Source organism: Pseudomonas sp. S30_BP2TU TE3576, assembly GCF_050436025.1.
GTDB lineage: Bacteria > Pseudomonadota > Gammaproteobacteria > Pseudomonadales > Pseudomonadaceae > Aquipseudomonas.
In genome coordinates, this window is record NZ_JBNDLK010000001.1 from 700,202 (window position 1) to 714,810 (window position 14,609).

Below are 14,609 nucleotides of genomic sequence, written 5' to 3' on the forward strand. Positions count from 1 at the left end.
AGATTCCACGTTGCGCGCCGAGGCGTTCACAATCAGGAATCCTGTCACGGGGAAAGCCCTATGGACGCTCTGTCACAGACCCTGCGCGTTGTGCACCTGGTCGGCGCGATCTTCATCAACGCCCGGTTCACCGCGCCCTGGTGCTACCAGTCACCCAGCGCAGACACGGCAGCGCCGTTTCTGGAGCCCGATGCAGAACGGGTGGTGATCTTCCACTTGATCACCGAAGGCGAGTGTTACGTGGAACTGGGTGATGAGCCACCGCTGCTCCTGAGTGCGGGTGACGTGGTGATCTTCCCCCAAGGCGATGCCCATCGCATGTGCTCCCGACCGGGATTGCCCCCGGCCACGGGTGCGCGACTGGATGCGGTGCTGGCACGCCGCCCCCGCCAGCTGAGCTATGGCGGAGGTGGCGCGGTCACCCGGTTGGTGTGCGGCTACCTGGCATGCGACACGCGTCTGGCGGGCATATTGCTCAAAGGTTTGCCCGCTGTGGTGCGGGTCAATGTGCGCGGTTCGAATGCCGGTATCTGGCTGGAATCCTCCGTGCGCTACGCCCTCGCCGAAGCCCGCTCACCCCGCCCCGGCGGTGAAGGGGTATTGGCCAAACTGGCCGAAGTGCTGTTCATCGAAGTGTTGCGTCTGTACATGAACGAACAGGGCGAAGGGCGTACGGGCTGGCTGGCCGGTGTGCGCGACCGGATTGTCGGCGCCGCCCTCAATGCCTTGCACAAAAAACCCTGCCATGCCTGGACACTGGACGAACTGGCACGCACGGCCAGCACGTCGAGATCGGTGTTGGCCGAACGCTTCCAGCAACTGGTGGGGATGTCGCCGATGCAGTACCTGACGCAATGGCGCATGTTGCTGGCCGCCAATCTGTTACGCAGCAGCAACAGTTCATTGACGCGGATCGCCGAAGAAGTCGGTTACCAGACCGATACCGCCTTCAGCCGCGCCTTCCGTCGCGAGTTCGGTGCGCCGCCGGCGGCGTGGCGGCGCGGTCAGGAGAAAAAAACCATGGCCCACGAGGCCAGGCCTGTGAGCCATTGATCAAGCGGATTACGCCGCTGGCGCGCTGGCCCTGGCCTCCTCCAGCAACTGCTGAATCATTTTTTCCTGCGTGTCGTAGCTGCCCTCACCGAAGTGGGTGTAACGCACCTGCCCCTTGGCATCGATGATGTAGTGCGCCGGCCAGTACTGGTTGTCGAAGTTGCGCCAGATCGCGTAGTTGTTGTCGATCGCCACCGGGTAGGTGATGCCGTATTCCTTCACCTTGGCCCTGACGTTGTCGATGATGCGTTCAAAGCCATATTCAGGCGTGTGCACGCCGATCACCACCAGTCCGTCCTTTTCATATTTCTTCGCCCAGTCCTTCACGTACGGCAAGGTGTGCTTGCAGTTGATGCAGTCGAAGGTCCAGAAGTCCACCAGCACCACTTTGCCTTTCAAGGCTTCGTTACTCAGTGCGGGGGAGTTGAGCCAATCCACTGCACCGGACAGCGAGGGCATGGCGCCTTGGGCGTTGTCCATGGTGCTGTCGGCCTTGACCTTGCTGACCAGGTAATCGACGACTTTCGGCACGGTTTCCAGCACGCCTTTCTCCACACGGCTGACACCTTCCGATGAGGTGTTGGCCAGCAACAGGTCATTGGCGCCAGTGGCGATCACCGCCGCACCGGCCAGCACCGCAACCCCGGCGCCACGACGCAACCAGCCAGTGACCGGGATCGACGGTTTCAAACGATTGACCAGGCCGCGACCGGCAAAGATCAACGTGCCCAGGGACAACGCACTGCCCGCGCCATAAGCCACCAGCAGCAGACTGGTGCCGGCGTTCGCGCCTTGCAACATGGCACTGGTGAGAATCACCCCGAGGATCGGCCCGGCGCACGGTGCCCAGAGCAACCCGGTGGCGACACCGATCATGATCGAAGCCACAGGCCCGGACATCTTGCGCGAGTCCGGGTCGATGCGATTGCCCAGCAGCACGAAAGGACGCGCCAGCCAGTCGCCGACTCGGGCGGAGATCAGCGACAGGGCGAACAACACCATCACGAACAGGGCGACGTGGCGGCCGGTGTTGCTGGCCTGGATCACCCACTCAGTGCTGACCACGGCCAGGCTGGAAACCAGGGCAAAGGTCAGGACCATACCGCCGAGGGTCAGCAGGATCGAGGAGCGTGTGCGGTCGGCACCGGCAAACAGGAAGGGCACGACCGGCAGGATGCACGGGCTGAGGACGGTCAATATGCCGCCCAGGAACGCGATGAGTAACATGGGATCACCTAAGACAAATCAGAGGGCGACACACAATCAATGTGGGAGCGGGCTTGCTCGCGAAAGCGTACGTTCAGCCAGCGATGATGCGGCTGACACACCGCTTTCGCGAGCAAGCCCGCTCCCACAGTGGGTCGGGGGTGTTTTCAAGCCATCTGCTCATCCAGCAACTGCCCCTGAGGCGTGCGGCTGGAACCATTCTCGGCAAGCATCTGCCCTTGCGGCGTACGGCTGGAACCGTCTTGCGCAAGGAAGCCATTGGTGCCCTTCTCTGCCACTGGCGTGAGCTGAAAGCAGGTGTTGCTGCCGCAGGCGCTTTGCTCGACAACGGCGTTGGCATGAGCTGCCGCACCAGCAAAGGAAAAGGCGATGGCGGTGAGAAAGCGGGATACGTTGTTCATGATGTCCTTCCTGTTTCAAATGGATTAAGCGGTCGTTGATCGCAACACTCAGTTTTCCGAGTTGCAGTTGTCAGCCAATTTGCGGTAATCCAGCACCTGGGTCTTGGACCGGGAATCGAGGTACGTCAGCCGCGCATTCACCACGCCGCAGGACGGTGCAGTGTCCTCGGTCAGCGACAGCACTTTCTTGATGTCAAGTTGGGTGCCGTAGGTGTAGGTTTTAGGCGCAACATCGGCTTCGGCACGGGCCGACAAGGTGCAGATATTCAGTGCGGCAAACAGGCAGGCGGCGTAGATGGCTTTGGTGTTCATGGCGGATTCCTCAAGGTTTCGACAGGTTGACCGTTGGTTGATCCGAGGCGGTTGGGTTTGCCTCGATGGAACCTATTAAAAGCCTGCGAGGTATCTCGTCTGTGTCGGGAATCGGCGTGAATCAATCGGTACGTATCAGAACGGTGCCTGGATACACAGCAATACAAAACCGCTGAAAACCGGCTTTTTTGCCTTCGTGTGTATCCGCAGGCAAGCCAGATACACTGCAATACAAAGGGCGGCAGGCGAGCCCGCCCAGGCTCGATAGACTGTGTGGCAATCCCCATTTATCAGAGGTTTGGCCCAATGGATCACGTTGATCACATCCTCATCGTTGACGATGACCGCGAAATCCGCGAGCTGGTAGGCAATTACCTGAAGAAGAACGGCCTGCGCACCACCGTCGTGGCGGATGGACGGCAGATGCGTGCTTTTCTGGAAACCACCCCGGTGGACCTGATCGTGCTGGACATCATGATGCCGGGGGACGATGGCCTGCTGCTCTGCCGCGAATTGCGCGCCGGCAAACACAAGACCACGCCAGTGCTGATGCTCACCGCCCGCAACGATGAAACCGACCGCATCCTCGGCCTGGAAATGGGCGCCGACGACTACCTAGTCAAACCCTTCGCTGCCCGTGAACTGCTGGCGCGGATCAACGCGGTGCTGCGGCGCACACGCATGCTGCCGCCGAACCTGGTGGTGACCGAAGCCAGCCGCCTGTTGGCCTTCGGCCGCTGGCGCCTGGACACCTCGGCCCGTCACCTGCTCGATGAAAACGACACCATGGTCGCCCTGAGCGGTGCCGAGTACCGATTGCTGCGGGTGTTTCTCGATCATCCGCAACGGGTGCTCAACCGTGATCAATTGCTCAACCTGACCCAGGGCCGCGACGCCGACCTGTTCGACCGCTCCATCGATCTGCTGGTCAGTCGCCTGCGTCAGCGGTTACTCGATGACGCCCGCGAACCGGCCTACATCAAGACCGTGCGCAGCGAAGGCTATGTGTTTTCCCTGCCGGTGGAAATTCTGGGCGATCAATCATGACGCAGGCGTTACATTGGCCGCGTACCCTGGCCTCGCGGCTGTCGTTGATTTTCCTGATCTGCCTGATCCTCGCCCAGGCACTGTCCTTCGGCGCGCAGTATTACGAGCGCTACGAATCCTCGAAAAACACCATGCTCGGCAACCTGGAAACCGACGTTTCCACGTCCATTGCCATCCTCGACCGTTTGCCCGCCGAAGAGCGGGCCGGGTGGCTGCAGCAACTGGAACGACGCAACTACAGTTACCTGCTCAACGAAGGTTCGCCCGGCACGCCCATACGCACCGACATGCCCGATGCACCTATTGCCATCACCTCGATCAAAGACGCCATCGGCCATGACTACCCGATGACCTTTACCGACATCCCCGGACCGAAAAAACATTTTCAAGTGCACTTGAACCTGGCGGATGGCAGCCCGCTGACCATTGACGTGCGCCCCGCAATGGTCCCGTTGTCGCCCTGGCTGCCCATCGTGTTGCTCGGGCAACTGGCGCTGATGCTGGCCTGCTCCTGGCTGGCAGTCAGAATCGCCATCCGCCCCCTCACCCGTCTCGCCGGCGCCGTCGAAACCCTGGACCCCAACGCCCATCCCGTGCTCCTGGACGAAAAAGGCCCGACCGAAGTCGCCCACGCTGCCAAGGCTTTCAACTCGATGCAGGCACGCATCGCTGCCTACTTGAAAGAACGCATGCAATTGCTCGCCGCGATTTCCCACGACCTGCAAACCCCGATCACCCGCATGAAATTGCGCGCCGAGTTCATGGACGACTCCAGCGAAAAAGACAAACTGTGGAACGACCTGGGCGAGATGGAACACCTGGTACGCGAAGGTGTGGCCTACGCCCGCAGCATCCACGGCGCCACCGAAGAAAGCCGCCGCACCGACCTCGACTCGTTCCTCGACAGCCTGGTGTTCGACTATCAGGACATGGGCAAGGACGTTCAGCTCACCGGCAAGAGCGCAGCTGTCATCGACACCCGCCCACACGCCTTGCGCCGGGTGTTGGTCAACCTCACGGACAACGCATTGAAGTTTGCCGGTGCTGCCGAGTTGCGGGTGGAGAAACAGGCCGATGGCAACCTCTCGATCAAGATCCTGGACCGAGGCCCGGGGATCGCCGAGGAGGAACTCAAGCAAGTGATGGAACCGTTCTACCGTGTGGAAAACTCCCGCAACCGCAGCACCGGTGGTACCGGGCTGGGGCTGGCGATTGCCCAGCAACTGGCGATAGCGATTGGTGGGTCGTTGACCTTGAGCAATCGCGAAGGGGGCGGCTTGTGTGCGGAGCTGAAGCTGCCGCTACTTCACTGAATTTCTCGCCTTCCTCTGTGGGATCTAATTACACCGAGGGGTCGACCATTGGTCACCACTGTCAGAACTGACAGTAGCCAGCACTCCCCGGGCTCCTGTGCAATGTCTGTCCACAGGATCAATGGGAAACCACGATGGACTTGCTCGAATCAGTGACCCGGGCGTGCACGCGACTGGCGCCTGGCGGCTGGCATTCGTTGTTACTGCGCCATGGGCTGGACATCCTCGCAGCACCGCTCGCCACTGAGCTGATCAAACCGCTGACCATCGACCGCAGCCTTCCAGGCTTTGAGGATTTTTCCAGCGCCGGCAACCGGGCGATTGAATCCGGCCAGCCGTCGCGCAGCCTGCTGTATCACGCGTTGGCCTCGCCCGAGGTCACTCTCGACGGAGCTGGGCAGCCTCTGCTGTGGTATCCGACACCTGCCGAAATTGAAGCAGTTCTCGATTATGTCTATGGCGTGAACCCACCCACACTCGAAGACCTCCAGCGAAAAGCCGAGGGCGCACCTCTGGCGCTGGTGGTGTTTGCCAGCGAGTACCGTTGCGCCGGCGACACCGTGCACGGTGAACACGCCGACCTGTGTTTCTCCCGTACCGGCATCGCCCGCGTCGGTACCGCCGCCGCTCGTTACGACCCCCAACTGCGGTGTTTCCTGCCGTTCGTAGACGATGATGTGCACGGCATCAGGGTCATGCCCGTGCGTTACAGCGCTTACATCGCCATGCAACACAAGGGTGACGCCACACGCTTCGGACCGATGGATTTTCGAGCCGATGTGGATGCCGATCTGGATTTCTGGGTGCCGCTGCACAAGTTGTTCGATGGTACGCAGTGCCTGGCCGGGCTGGACCTGACACTTGAACTGGATAAGTACCAGATCAACGAGAAATTACGGCATATCCATCTGCGCCACAGCGGTACAGGCTGGGGGGAACCGGAAATCAGCCAGCCGCCGTTCGTCATCACTGACGGTTTGGCAGATTGGGCTGCGCACGCAGACTTTGGGCTGGGGTTGTTACTCCCACAGCCAAAATCCAGGCTGGTGGAGCTTGCCTATCACCAAGGCAACCCCTTGTCCTTCCAGATGCCTGCCGGAACCGCAGGCATGGTACATGGCCGACATAAGGTGCTGGAGGACGGTAGCATTGAGGATCTGAATGACCGGGAAGGCGTGGCGGAGCTGGTCAGGCAAGGTGGCTATCCTGCCAGGCATTACCTGGATGGCACGGCCGATGGCTGGGTTCAGGCTCGTTGCCCTGCTTTGGAGAATGTTCTGCCAACGGTAGCGGCGTATTCGGTGATCGGCGCCCCGGACTTCTTTCCGTTGTGCAGCCAGCGTCAACTCAAACGCTGGGCAAATACAGAGCCCGCCCTGCCCTCACCGGATATCTGGCATGCACGACTGGAGGCGTTGTCGAATGTTCGATACTGCGCCAACCTGAGCCTGAAAGATCAACCCTTTTCGCCGGATGATCGCGGCGTCACGGCCATTGTGGCCTTGCCGCGTGAGGTTGGCTCGACGCTGTCTCCCAGCCTGCAACGGCCACCGGTTATGCGCCCGTCCTCGTTGCCGGATGCTGCAGCCGGCATCTTCGGCCCCGGCTGGGAAGTCGGATGGGTTCGACAACAATCCGAAGACGGGACCTGGCTGGATTGCCTTAGCGGATACCAGATGGCCAGCCCCTTTACCGAAGATGTGCGGATCTGCGCGGCCCTGGGCTCCTACTGGCCGGGTGTGGCGCCGGATTCGGCGCGCACCTTTGAACCACGGGGTAGCCTGCACACCATCATCCCGCTGACCGACCAGGAAATCGGCCAGACCGACGACCCGGCCTGGGATAACCAGCGAGGGCCACGCCTGGTACAGGAACAGCAAACGAAGGACGTGTTCGTCCAATACGACGCCTACGAATACACCGACTACACCCGGGTGGCACTTGATGGACACTTCTCCCTGCAACTGACGGGCAACACCACGCTGCTGGATTATGAAGACCGGGTGCTGTCGATGCATCGGGTGTACAACGCGCTGGGAATCGGGAATGACAAACCCCTGCGCAATACGTGGCCGTTGTTGTCATTCACCCTCGTACAGCGGCCGAATCCGGAACTCGATACTGCGCAGCAGGAGACCGGTCTGCAACTGAATGGCTGGGTGCATCGCTATCAGTTGTACGAGCGAGGATCCGACCCGACCCCGGATATCAACTTCAAACTGCGCAATGTAAAGATCCTGCACCTGGCGACCCTGTTGGTCAGTGCCGAAGCGATCCTGGTCAAACACGACGAATCGCCTTGGCAGGATGCAAGTGAATCACTTTGATGTGTTGGTGGTCGGGGGCGGTCCGGCGGGAAGTGCCGCAGCGATCAGTTGCGCGCAGCGTGGACTGCGGGTGGCGCAGCTCGAGGGTCAGGGTTTTCCGCGATATCGTCCTGGCGAAAGCCTGCACCCGGGCATCGAGCCCTTGCTGCAGCAATTGGGGGTGGCCGATCAAGTGTGCAGCCAAGGGACGATTCGTTTTCCCGGGCAGTGGGTGCAGTGGGACAGCCCGCCTCGCTTCTGTGGTTTTGGCGAGGACCTTACCGGTCCCTGGCTTGGTTTTCAGATTGCCAGGACGCGACTGGACGCGGTATTGCTGCAACAGGCTGCGATGCTGGGCGTCAGGGTGCTGCAACCGTGCCAGGCCCGACGCCTGCTGACCCACGACCAGCGAGTGATCGGCCTGGAGTCCGATTCTGGCCCCTTGTTCGCGCCATACGTGATCGACGCCAGCGGGGCAACGGGTTGGCTGGGCCGGCAACTCTCGTCAACGGTGCGTCGCCATTCGCCACAGTTGATCGTCCGATACGGCTACCTGAAAGGCTGCATCCATCCCTACGAACAAAGCCCACATCTGCTGGCCGACGTCTATGGCTGGACATGGATTGCACGTGTGGAAGACCAGTTGCTGCACTGGACGCGCCTGTGTTTTGACAAAACATTGGCCCTGTCCCGAACCGCTCCCGGGCACCTGCGGCGATTACCCCGAGTGGGACCGATTCGCGGCGCCGATGTGTCCTGGCGCATCAGCGCGGCGCCTGCCGGTGCAGGTTTTTTCACGGTTGGCGATGCGGCCAGTGTTCTCGATCCGGCGGCTTCGCACGGCGTACTCAAGGCGCTAATGACTGGCATACAAGCGGCGCAGGCAGTGTTCGACGGCCTGCAGCAGCCTGTCTTCCAATACGAGGCGCAGGCGCAATACAGTCGCTGGCTTCGTGACTGGTTCGAACGTGACCTGGTGCAAATGCGTCGCTTCTATAGCGCTCATCCTTGCCCGCCAGATTGGCTGGAGCACTCTACTCGATCCGTGAGCTGACTCGTGAGGGTGACGGGTGCAGTGGTCAACTAATTCCGGACACCTCGATAGGTGGAGAATGCATCTATCGAGGTGTCCGGGGAAATTAGACCACTACAAGCTCGCCCCCACAGGGGGATTGGGTATACCTGTGAGTAATTGGTCGGCTAACAGGCAGCCATCGCGAGCAGGCTCACTCCTACAATTGGACCGAGTACATTCGGTGGAAATTGGTTGGCTGGCAGGTCGTCTTCGCGAGCAAGCCCGCTCCCACAATTTGATCGGTGGGCATCAGCAAGAAATTGGTCGGCTGGCAGGTCGTCTTCGCGAGCAAGCTCGCTCCCACAGAAAAGCAACAGGAGAGCAGCCCACACCACCGCGTCGCTTCTCACCACTCATCAGGCCGAGCGTTAGCTCGCCTGCAGCTCTTGATCTTGATCTTGATCCACCCGCCCCCTCGGGAGGCCTCGTTCCGGCGTTCATCCGGGGGTAGGCGCGCAGCGCCGTTCGACGCAGTCGAACACATCGAGAGGAGGTCGAAGCGAAGCCGACCGGAGGCGATGCCCCCGGATGAATGCCGGAGCGAAGGAACCCCGAGCCTCAGCGAGGGGCCGTACGTAACGGGCGAGACCTTTTGGTTCCTTTTGGGGCGTTTGCCAAAAGGGACTCGCCGTAAGGGCGAAACCATAAGCCGCCGTGACCGCAGCAACGGATATGTACTCAATCAACCCAGAACCTGGTCGGCCCAAAGGCCGCCACGGTCAAAGAAGGTCAAAGAACGTCAAACAACCCCAACTACCCCTTCCTCATGCATCTGCCGCAACAACCCCAAACCACCCTCGAAAAACACCGAAGAACCAACCTGCCCCGCCTCCACCGCCAACCCCTGCAACTGCGCAAGCCCGGTCAACTCCGGGAACTCGCCAATGCGCTGCAACAACCGCCACGCCAACGGACTCAACTCGGAAAACTTCACACTCCAGTCCTCGGCACGACGCACCAGCAACAACGTAGGCTGAGCCGGTAAAACGTCAGGCTGATAATCCGGTCCCACTTGCTGCACCGGCCAGGCATACGCCAACGGCCAGGCCAGTGGCGACACTTGCAACGGCCGATCCAGCAACGCCCCGGCATCACCCGTGACCAAAGGCCCGGCCTCGGACTGTTGCAGCGCCATCTCCACCCACTCGTAATGCGCCAGCTCCACCATGAACGGCGGCCACGGCCCATCGGTCAATGCCTGAGGTCCAGTCGCGAGAAACTCGACAAACTCCTGAGCAATCTCACCAAATTTCGGTGTACGGGCGCGGTAGTCCCGCAGAAAGATCCGCACCAGTGAACGCCAGCGTTCATCGCCCAGAATCCTCACCAACACCGGAAAGGTGCCACTGAGCAGTGAACACAGATTGGCAAACACCAGGTCGCGATAAACCTGCGCCCGCGCCGGGTCCATTTCGGTGGGCGGCGCGTGGTGTTCAGGGTCACGCAGGTACAGGCCCATGGTGGTTTGTTGATGCAAAAGACTCGACTTATCCACGGTTCACCCCCTCCTGTTGCAACTGGCGAATGACCTGCAATTCCGCCAAGAGCTCGGCGAATACCGGAAAATTGAAATCCCGCTCCAGCAAGGTCGGTTGTGCACCGAACCGGGCATAAGCCTGGGCCAGCAACGACCACACCGCCGGTTTGACCGAGGCGCCATGGGTGTCGATTTTCAAGGTATCGGACTCGTCGAAATGCCCGGCGATGTGCATGGCCACCACCCGACCCGAATCGATGCCAGCGAGAAACGCCTGCGGATCGAAGCCGTGGTTGATCGAATTGACATACACGTTGTTGACGTCCAGCAGCAGGTCGCAATCGGCCTCACGCAGCACGGCATTGGTGAATGTCACCTCGTCCATGTCTTGTTGGGGCGCGGCGTAATAGGAAACGTTTTCCACCGCCAGCCGCCGGCCGAGGATGTCCTGGGCCTGACGGATCCGCGCGGCGACGTGGTGCACCGCTTCTTCGGTGAAGGGCAACGGCAACAGGTCGTACAGGTGACCGTCATCACTGCAGTAACTCAAGTGCTCGCTGTACAGCGGCACGTTGTAGTGATCGAGGAAGCGGCGAACCTCTTGCAGAAAATCGACGTCCAGCGGCGACGGTCCGCCCAGGGACAGGGACAAACCGTGACAGGACAACGGATAACGTTCCGCCAGGGCCCGCAATGCCGCGCCGTGGGCGCCGCCGATGCCGATCCAGTTTTCCGGCGCGACTTCCAGAAAATCGAAATCGCCTGCCGGCGCGGCCTGGAGGTCTTTCATTAAACCGCGGCGCAGGCCAAGGCCAACGCTGGCCTTGGCTTCGGGGGGAATGGAGGTCTGCATGGTGTCGATCTCACAAGATGTTCAAGGACGCGAGCCGGTGCCCGCCATGAGACACAGTTAATCGAAGGGGTGTATCGGGACTGTGTTCGGCTTGTGCCGGAATAAGAGGTCACTGTGTCAAAAAGGGGTCTGGATACAGTGGGATACACACGATCCTTGTGGGCACTGCTGATCCCTGTGGGAGCGGGCTTGCTCGCGAAAGCGGCGGGTCAGTCAACCTCTCTTTTGAATGTGCCGGCCTCTTCGCGAGCAAGCCCGCTCCCACAAGGTCCAGCGTCCGTCAGGAAGATGTAGCTTTCGTCGCCCAACGCGGCGCTGTATGGCCTGCGAACTAAACTGAATGCACGCAGGACCCGCTTGGTGCCCTGCACATTCCCACGACCACCGCCCAGCGGCGAACAACTCCCCAAACAATGCCTCTGGACCGTGATCCTGCTGAAGGAGCACACGTGATGGACGAGGCCAGACTTAACGATTTCATGGGCAAACTGGTGAATGACATGGGCGGCGCAGCGATGCTCGCCAACGTCATCCTCGGCGAAGAGCTCGGTCTGTACCGGGCGATGGCCGACAGCCAGCCCATCACCCCCGAAACCCTTGCCGAGAAAACCGGCTGCAACACCCGCCTGCTGCGCGAATGGCTCAGCGCCCACGCTGCCTCCGGCTACATGGAACACCGCGACGGCCGGTTCCGCCTGCCCGAAGAGCAAGCCCTGGCCTTGGCCATCGAAGACTCACCGGTCTATATCGCCGGGGGTATCGGTGTGGTCGCGTCGTTTTTCCACGACAAGGACAAGCTGGTCAACGCCATGCGCGGCAACGGCGCCCTGCCCTGGGGCGAGCACCATCCGTGCATGTTCAGTGGTACCGAACGTTTCTTTCGCCCAGGCTACAAAGCCCACTTGGTCACCGAATGGTTGCCGGCCCTCGACGGCGTGGTGGCCAAACTGGAAGACGGGGCCAAAGTGGCGGACATCGGCTGCGGTCATGGCGCCTCGACGGTGATCATGGCCCAGGCGTTTCCGAATTCGCGCTTCGTCGGCTTCGACTACCACGCGCCCTCCGTGACTGTCGCCACGCAACGGGCCGAAGAAGGCGGTGTGTCCGGCCGGGCCAGGTTCTTCCAGGGCACGGCAAAAAGCTACCCCGGCAGCGACTACGACCTGATCTGCTACTTCGACTGCCTGCACGACATGGGTGACCCGGTGGGCGCGGCCAAACATGCTTATGAATCGCTGAAAGACGACGGCACCGTGCTGCTGGTCGAGCCCTACGCCAATGACTTGCTCGACGACAACATCAACCCGGTAGGACGCTTGTTCTACGCGGCGTCGACCTTTGTCTGCACGCCCAACTCGCTGTCCCAGGAAGTCGGCCTCGGGCTGGGTGCCCAGGCCGGTGAAGCGCGGTTGCGCAAAGTGTTCACCGACGCGGGTTTCACACGCTTTCGCCGGGCGACGGAAACGCCGTTCAACCTGATTCTGGAGGCGCGCAAATAAACACCGCCGCCACTTGCAGAAGCGTGCGAGCGGCTGTTGCCGTTATTGGCGGAGCGACTCTATTGCTGATCAACCCAATACCCCGTGGGAGCGAGCTTGCTCGCGATGAGGGCAGCACAGTCAACACATTTACTGACTGATCCACCGCCATCGCGAGCAAGCTCGCTCCCACAAGGGATTGTGATCAATTCATGGAGAAACGCTGCCCAAGGTTTTCCTCCTTCAGCACATCAAACAATGCCTGCGCCGCCGCCGACAGCTCTCCCCCCGGCAACGTCAATACCCCAAGTGCCCGCTCTACTACCGGGTCACGCAAAGTGATGCAACGCGCGCCCAGTTCACGCATCTGCCCCGCGCACAAGGCCGGCACCGCGCTCACGCCAAGGCCACTGGCGACCATGCGCCCGACCGTCGCCAGTTGATGGCTTTCAAACTCCACCGACAGCTTCATGCCGCGGGTCTGCAAATGCTCCTCCAGCATCACCCGCACGGTGGAAGGTCGCTGCAAGGTAATGAATGGCTCCTTGAGCAACGTTTGCCAGTCGATGTCATCCCGCCCGGCCAGCGCCGAATCCAGGGGCACCACCGCGACGAAGCGGTCGATGTACAGCGGTGTGAATTGCAGCGGCGAACTCTGGGTCGGCTCGAACGCCACCCCCAATTCCACCTGGCGGTCACGGACCATTTCCAGCACTTGCTCGTTGATCACGTCATTAACCGTCACGTTGACGTTCGGATAGCGGGCGCGGAATGTCTTGAGGATCGGCGGCAGCAGGTTGCCGGCGAACGAGGGCATCGCCGCCAGGGTCACGCGACCGCGCTGCAGGGTGAAGCGCTGACGCAGTTCATCTTCGGCATTGTCCCAGTCGGCGATCAACCGGCGTGCCAGCGGTACCAGGGTTTCTCCTTCGGCGGTGAGCGCCACGTTGCGCGTGTTGCGGGTGAACAAGCGCCCGCCCAGGCCCTCCTCCAGCGCCTTGATGGTCAGGCTCAGGGCCGATTGCGACAGGTGCAGGCGTTCACAGGCCACGGCAAAGCTCAGGCTCTGGGCTACAGCCAGAAAGGCACGGATCTGCTTGACGGTCATACTCGCTCTCTCCCGGGTCTTGTAGGAGCTGCCGAAGGCTGCGATCTTTTGATTTTGATCTTGCGCCAAAAAACAGGATCAAAAGATCGCAGCCTTCGGCAGCTCCTACACATTGTTGAGTTTTATCTATCAATCAACATTAAAAATCAACTTAACAAATGAATTAACCAGCGCGACACTCAACTCCATTCGGCTAGCCAGCCGCCCACAAAGAATAAAAGAGGTGCATATGGCAGGTTTCGACAAGCGCGTGAGTTCCTACGAGCAAGCGTTGGCAGGTCTTGAAGACGGCATGACCGTGATCGCTGGCGGCTTCGGCCTGTGCGGGATCCCGGAAAACCTGATCGCCGAGATCAAGCGCAAAGGCACTCGCAACCTCACCGTGGTTTCCAACAACTGCGGCGTCGACGGTTTTGGCCTTGGCGTACTGCTGACCGACCGCCAGATCAGCAAAGTGGTGGCGTCCTACGTCGGCGAAAACAAGCTGTTCGAAGAGCAACTGCTCAAAGGCGAAATCGAAGTCATCCTGACCCCGCAAGGCACGCTCGCCGAGAAAATGCGCGCTGGCGGCGCTGGCATTCCAGCCTTCTTCACCGCCACCGGCGTTGGCACTCCCGTTGCCGAAGGCAAGGAAGTGCGCGAATTCCATGGCCGCAAGTACCTGATGGAAGAGTCCATCACCGGTGACTTCGCCATCGTCAAAGGCTGGAAAGCCGACCATTTCGGTAACGTGATCTATCGCCACACCGCCCAGAACTTCAACCCGCTGGCCGCCACTGCCGGCAAGATCACCGTGGTCGAAGTCGAGGAAATCGTCGAACCCGGCGAGCTGGACCCGGCACAGATCCATACCCCTGGCATCTACGTCGACCGGATCATCTGCGGCACGTTCGAGAAGCGCATCGAACAGCGCACCGTGCGTAAGTGATCCCCTGCCCCCGGACCGAATGAAGGAATAA

Annotated in this window: 13 protein-coding genes; 7 read left to right on the plus strand and 6 right to left on the minus strand. The window is 60.8% G+C overall.

Annotated features, from left to right (window positions below):
• The first annotated feature begins 60 nt into the window (after positions 1-60).
• Complete coding sequence (locus ABIA48_RS03110) at positions 61-1,053, plus strand: AraC family transcriptional regulator (protein WP_429487012.1); 993 nt, start codon at positions 61-63, stop codon at positions 1,051-1,053.
• A 9-nt stretch (positions 1,054-1,062) separates the two neighbouring features.
• On the opposite strand, the gene ABIA48_RS03115 is transcribed toward ABIA48_RS03110, so the two are convergent.
• The 3 genes from ABIA48_RS03115 to ABIA48_RS03125 all read right to left on the minus strand — a co-directional run bounded on the left by ABIA48_RS03115 (position 1,063) and on the right by ABIA48_RS03125 (position 2,993).
• Entirely contained in the window at positions 1,063-2,280 is a 1,218-nt protein-coding gene (locus ABIA48_RS03115; protein WP_429487013.1) for a cytochrome c biogenesis protein DipZ, read from the minus strand.
• A 146-nt stretch (positions 2,281-2,426) separates the two neighbouring features.
• The gene (locus tag ABIA48_RS03120) at positions 2,427-2,681 is read right to left on the minus strand and encodes a hypothetical protein (RefSeq protein WP_429487014.1); all 255 of its coding nucleotides are present in this window, start codon (positions 2,679-2,681) and stop codon (positions 2,427-2,429) included.
• Positions 2,682-2,729: 48 nt separating this feature from the next.
• Positions 2,730-2,993 (minus strand): DUF2790 domain-containing protein, encoded by a 264-nt coding sequence (locus ABIA48_RS03125; RefSeq protein WP_429487015.1) that lies wholly within the window; start codon positions 2,991-2,993, stop codon positions 2,730-2,732.
• A gap of 306 nt (positions 2,994-3,299) precedes the next feature.
• On the opposite strand from ABIA48_RS03125, the gene ABIA48_RS03130 reads away from it, so the two are divergent.
• The 4 genes from ABIA48_RS03130 to ABIA48_RS03145 all read left to right on the plus strand — a co-directional run bounded on the left by ABIA48_RS03130 (position 3,300) and on the right by ABIA48_RS03145 (position 8,713).
• Positions 3,300-4,040 carry a response regulator gene (locus tag ABIA48_RS03130; protein ID WP_204930431.1) on the plus strand — a complete coding sequence of 247 codons (741 nt, stop codon included), beginning with the start codon at positions 3,300-3,302 and terminating at the stop codon, positions 4,038-4,040.
• Positions 4,037-5,353, plus strand: a complete 1,317-nt coding sequence (locus ABIA48_RS03135; protein ID WP_429487016.1) for an ATP-binding protein — start codon at positions 4,037-4,039, stop codon at positions 5,351-5,353. Before ABIA48_RS03130 ends, ABIA48_RS03135 begins: the two co-directional genes overlap by 4 nt.
• A 134-nt stretch (positions 5,354-5,487) precedes the next feature.
• Positions 5,488-7,680: a hypothetical protein gene (locus tag ABIA48_RS03140; RefSeq protein ID WP_429487017.1), complete on the plus strand. Its 2,193-nt coding sequence runs from the start codon at positions 5,488-5,490 to the stop codon at positions 7,678-7,680.
• The gene (locus tag ABIA48_RS03145; protein ID WP_429487018.1) at positions 7,667-8,713 is read left to right on the plus strand and encodes an NAD(P)/FAD-dependent oxidoreductase; all 1,047 of its coding nucleotides are present in this window, start codon (positions 7,667-7,669) and stop codon (positions 8,711-8,713) included. Before ABIA48_RS03140 ends, ABIA48_RS03145 begins: the two co-directional genes overlap by 14 nt.
• Before the next feature lie 760 nt (positions 8,714-9,473).
• On the opposite strand, the gene ABIA48_RS03150 is transcribed toward ABIA48_RS03145, so the two are convergent.
• Both ABIA48_RS03150 and ABIA48_RS03155 read right to left on the minus strand, forming a co-directional pair.
• On the minus strand, positions 9,474-10,229 hold the full coding sequence (locus ABIA48_RS03150) for an HvfC family RiPP maturation protein (RefSeq protein ID WP_429487019.1): 756 nt from the start codon (positions 10,227-10,229) through the stop codon (positions 9,474-9,476).
• Positions 10,222-11,064 (minus strand): HvfB family MNIO-type RiPP peptide maturase, encoded by an 843-nt coding sequence (locus ABIA48_RS03155; protein ID WP_429487020.1) that lies wholly within the window; start codon positions 11,062-11,064, stop codon positions 10,222-10,224. Before ABIA48_RS03155 ends, ABIA48_RS03150 begins: the two co-directional genes overlap by 8 nt.
• Positions 11,065-11,516: 452 nt before the next feature.
• Here ABIA48_RS03155 and ABIA48_RS03160 point away from each other — a divergent pair, with 452 nt between their 5' ends.
• On the plus strand, positions 11,517-12,563 hold the full coding sequence (locus ABIA48_RS03160; RefSeq protein WP_429487021.1) for a class I SAM-dependent methyltransferase: 1,047 nt from the start codon (positions 11,517-11,519) through the stop codon (positions 12,561-12,563).
• 184 nt (positions 12,564-12,747) lie between these two features.
• Here the strand turns inward: ABIA48_RS03160 and ABIA48_RS03165 are convergent, their stop codons facing one another.
• Entirely contained in the window at positions 12,748-13,650 is a 903-nt protein-coding gene (locus ABIA48_RS03165; RefSeq protein WP_429487022.1) for a LysR substrate-binding domain-containing protein, read from the minus strand.
• Positions 13,651-13,879: 229 nt separating this feature from the next.
• Between ABIA48_RS03165 and ABIA48_RS03170 the strand changes: the two genes are divergently transcribed.
• Positions 13,880-14,578, plus strand: coding sequence for a CoA transferase subunit A (locus tag ABIA48_RS03170; RefSeq protein ID WP_310059418.1), 699 nt, complete (start codon positions 13,880-13,882; stop codon positions 14,576-14,578).
• Positions 14,579-14,609 lie beyond the last annotated feature (31 nt).

Coding starts and splice junctions, on each gene's coding strand:
- ABIA48_RS03110 (WP_429487012.1), top strand. CDS start 61: ATGGACGCTCTGTCACAGACCCTGCGCGTTGTGCACCTGGTCGGCGCG.
- ABIA48_RS03115 (WP_429487013.1), bottom strand. CDS start 2,280: ATGTTACTCATCGCGTTCCTGGGCGGCATATTGACCGTCCTCAGCCCG.
- ABIA48_RS03120 (WP_429487014.1), bottom strand. CDS start 2,681: ATGAACAACGTATCCCGCTTTCTCACCGCCATCGCCTTTTCCTTTGCT.
- ABIA48_RS03125 (WP_429487015.1), bottom strand. CDS start 2,993: ATGAACACCAAAGCCATCTACGCCGCCTGCCTGTTTGCCGCACTGAAT.
- ABIA48_RS03130 (WP_204930431.1), top strand. CDS start 3,300: ATGGATCACGTTGATCACATCCTCATCGTTGACGATGACCGCGAAATC.
- ABIA48_RS03135 (WP_429487016.1), top strand. CDS start 4,037: ATGACGCAGGCGTTACATTGGCCGCGTACCCTGGCCTCGCGGCTGTCG.
- ABIA48_RS03140 (WP_429487017.1), top strand. CDS start 5,488: ATGGACTTGCTCGAATCAGTGACCCGGGCGTGCACGCGACTGGCGCCT.
- ABIA48_RS03155 (WP_429487020.1), bottom strand. CDS start 11,064: ATGCAGACCTCCATTCCCCCCGAAGCCAAGGCCAGCGTTGGCCTTGGC.
- ABIA48_RS03160 (WP_429487021.1), top strand. CDS start 11,517: ATGGACGAGGCCAGACTTAACGATTTCATGGGCAAACTGGTGAATGAC.
- ABIA48_RS03165 (WP_429487022.1), bottom strand. CDS start 13,650: ATGACCGTCAAGCAGATCCGTGCCTTTCTGGCTGTAGCCCAGAGCCTG.
- ABIA48_RS03170 (WP_310059418.1), top strand. CDS start 13,880: ATGGCAGGTTTCGACAAGCGCGTGAGTTCCTACGAGCAAGCGTTGGCA.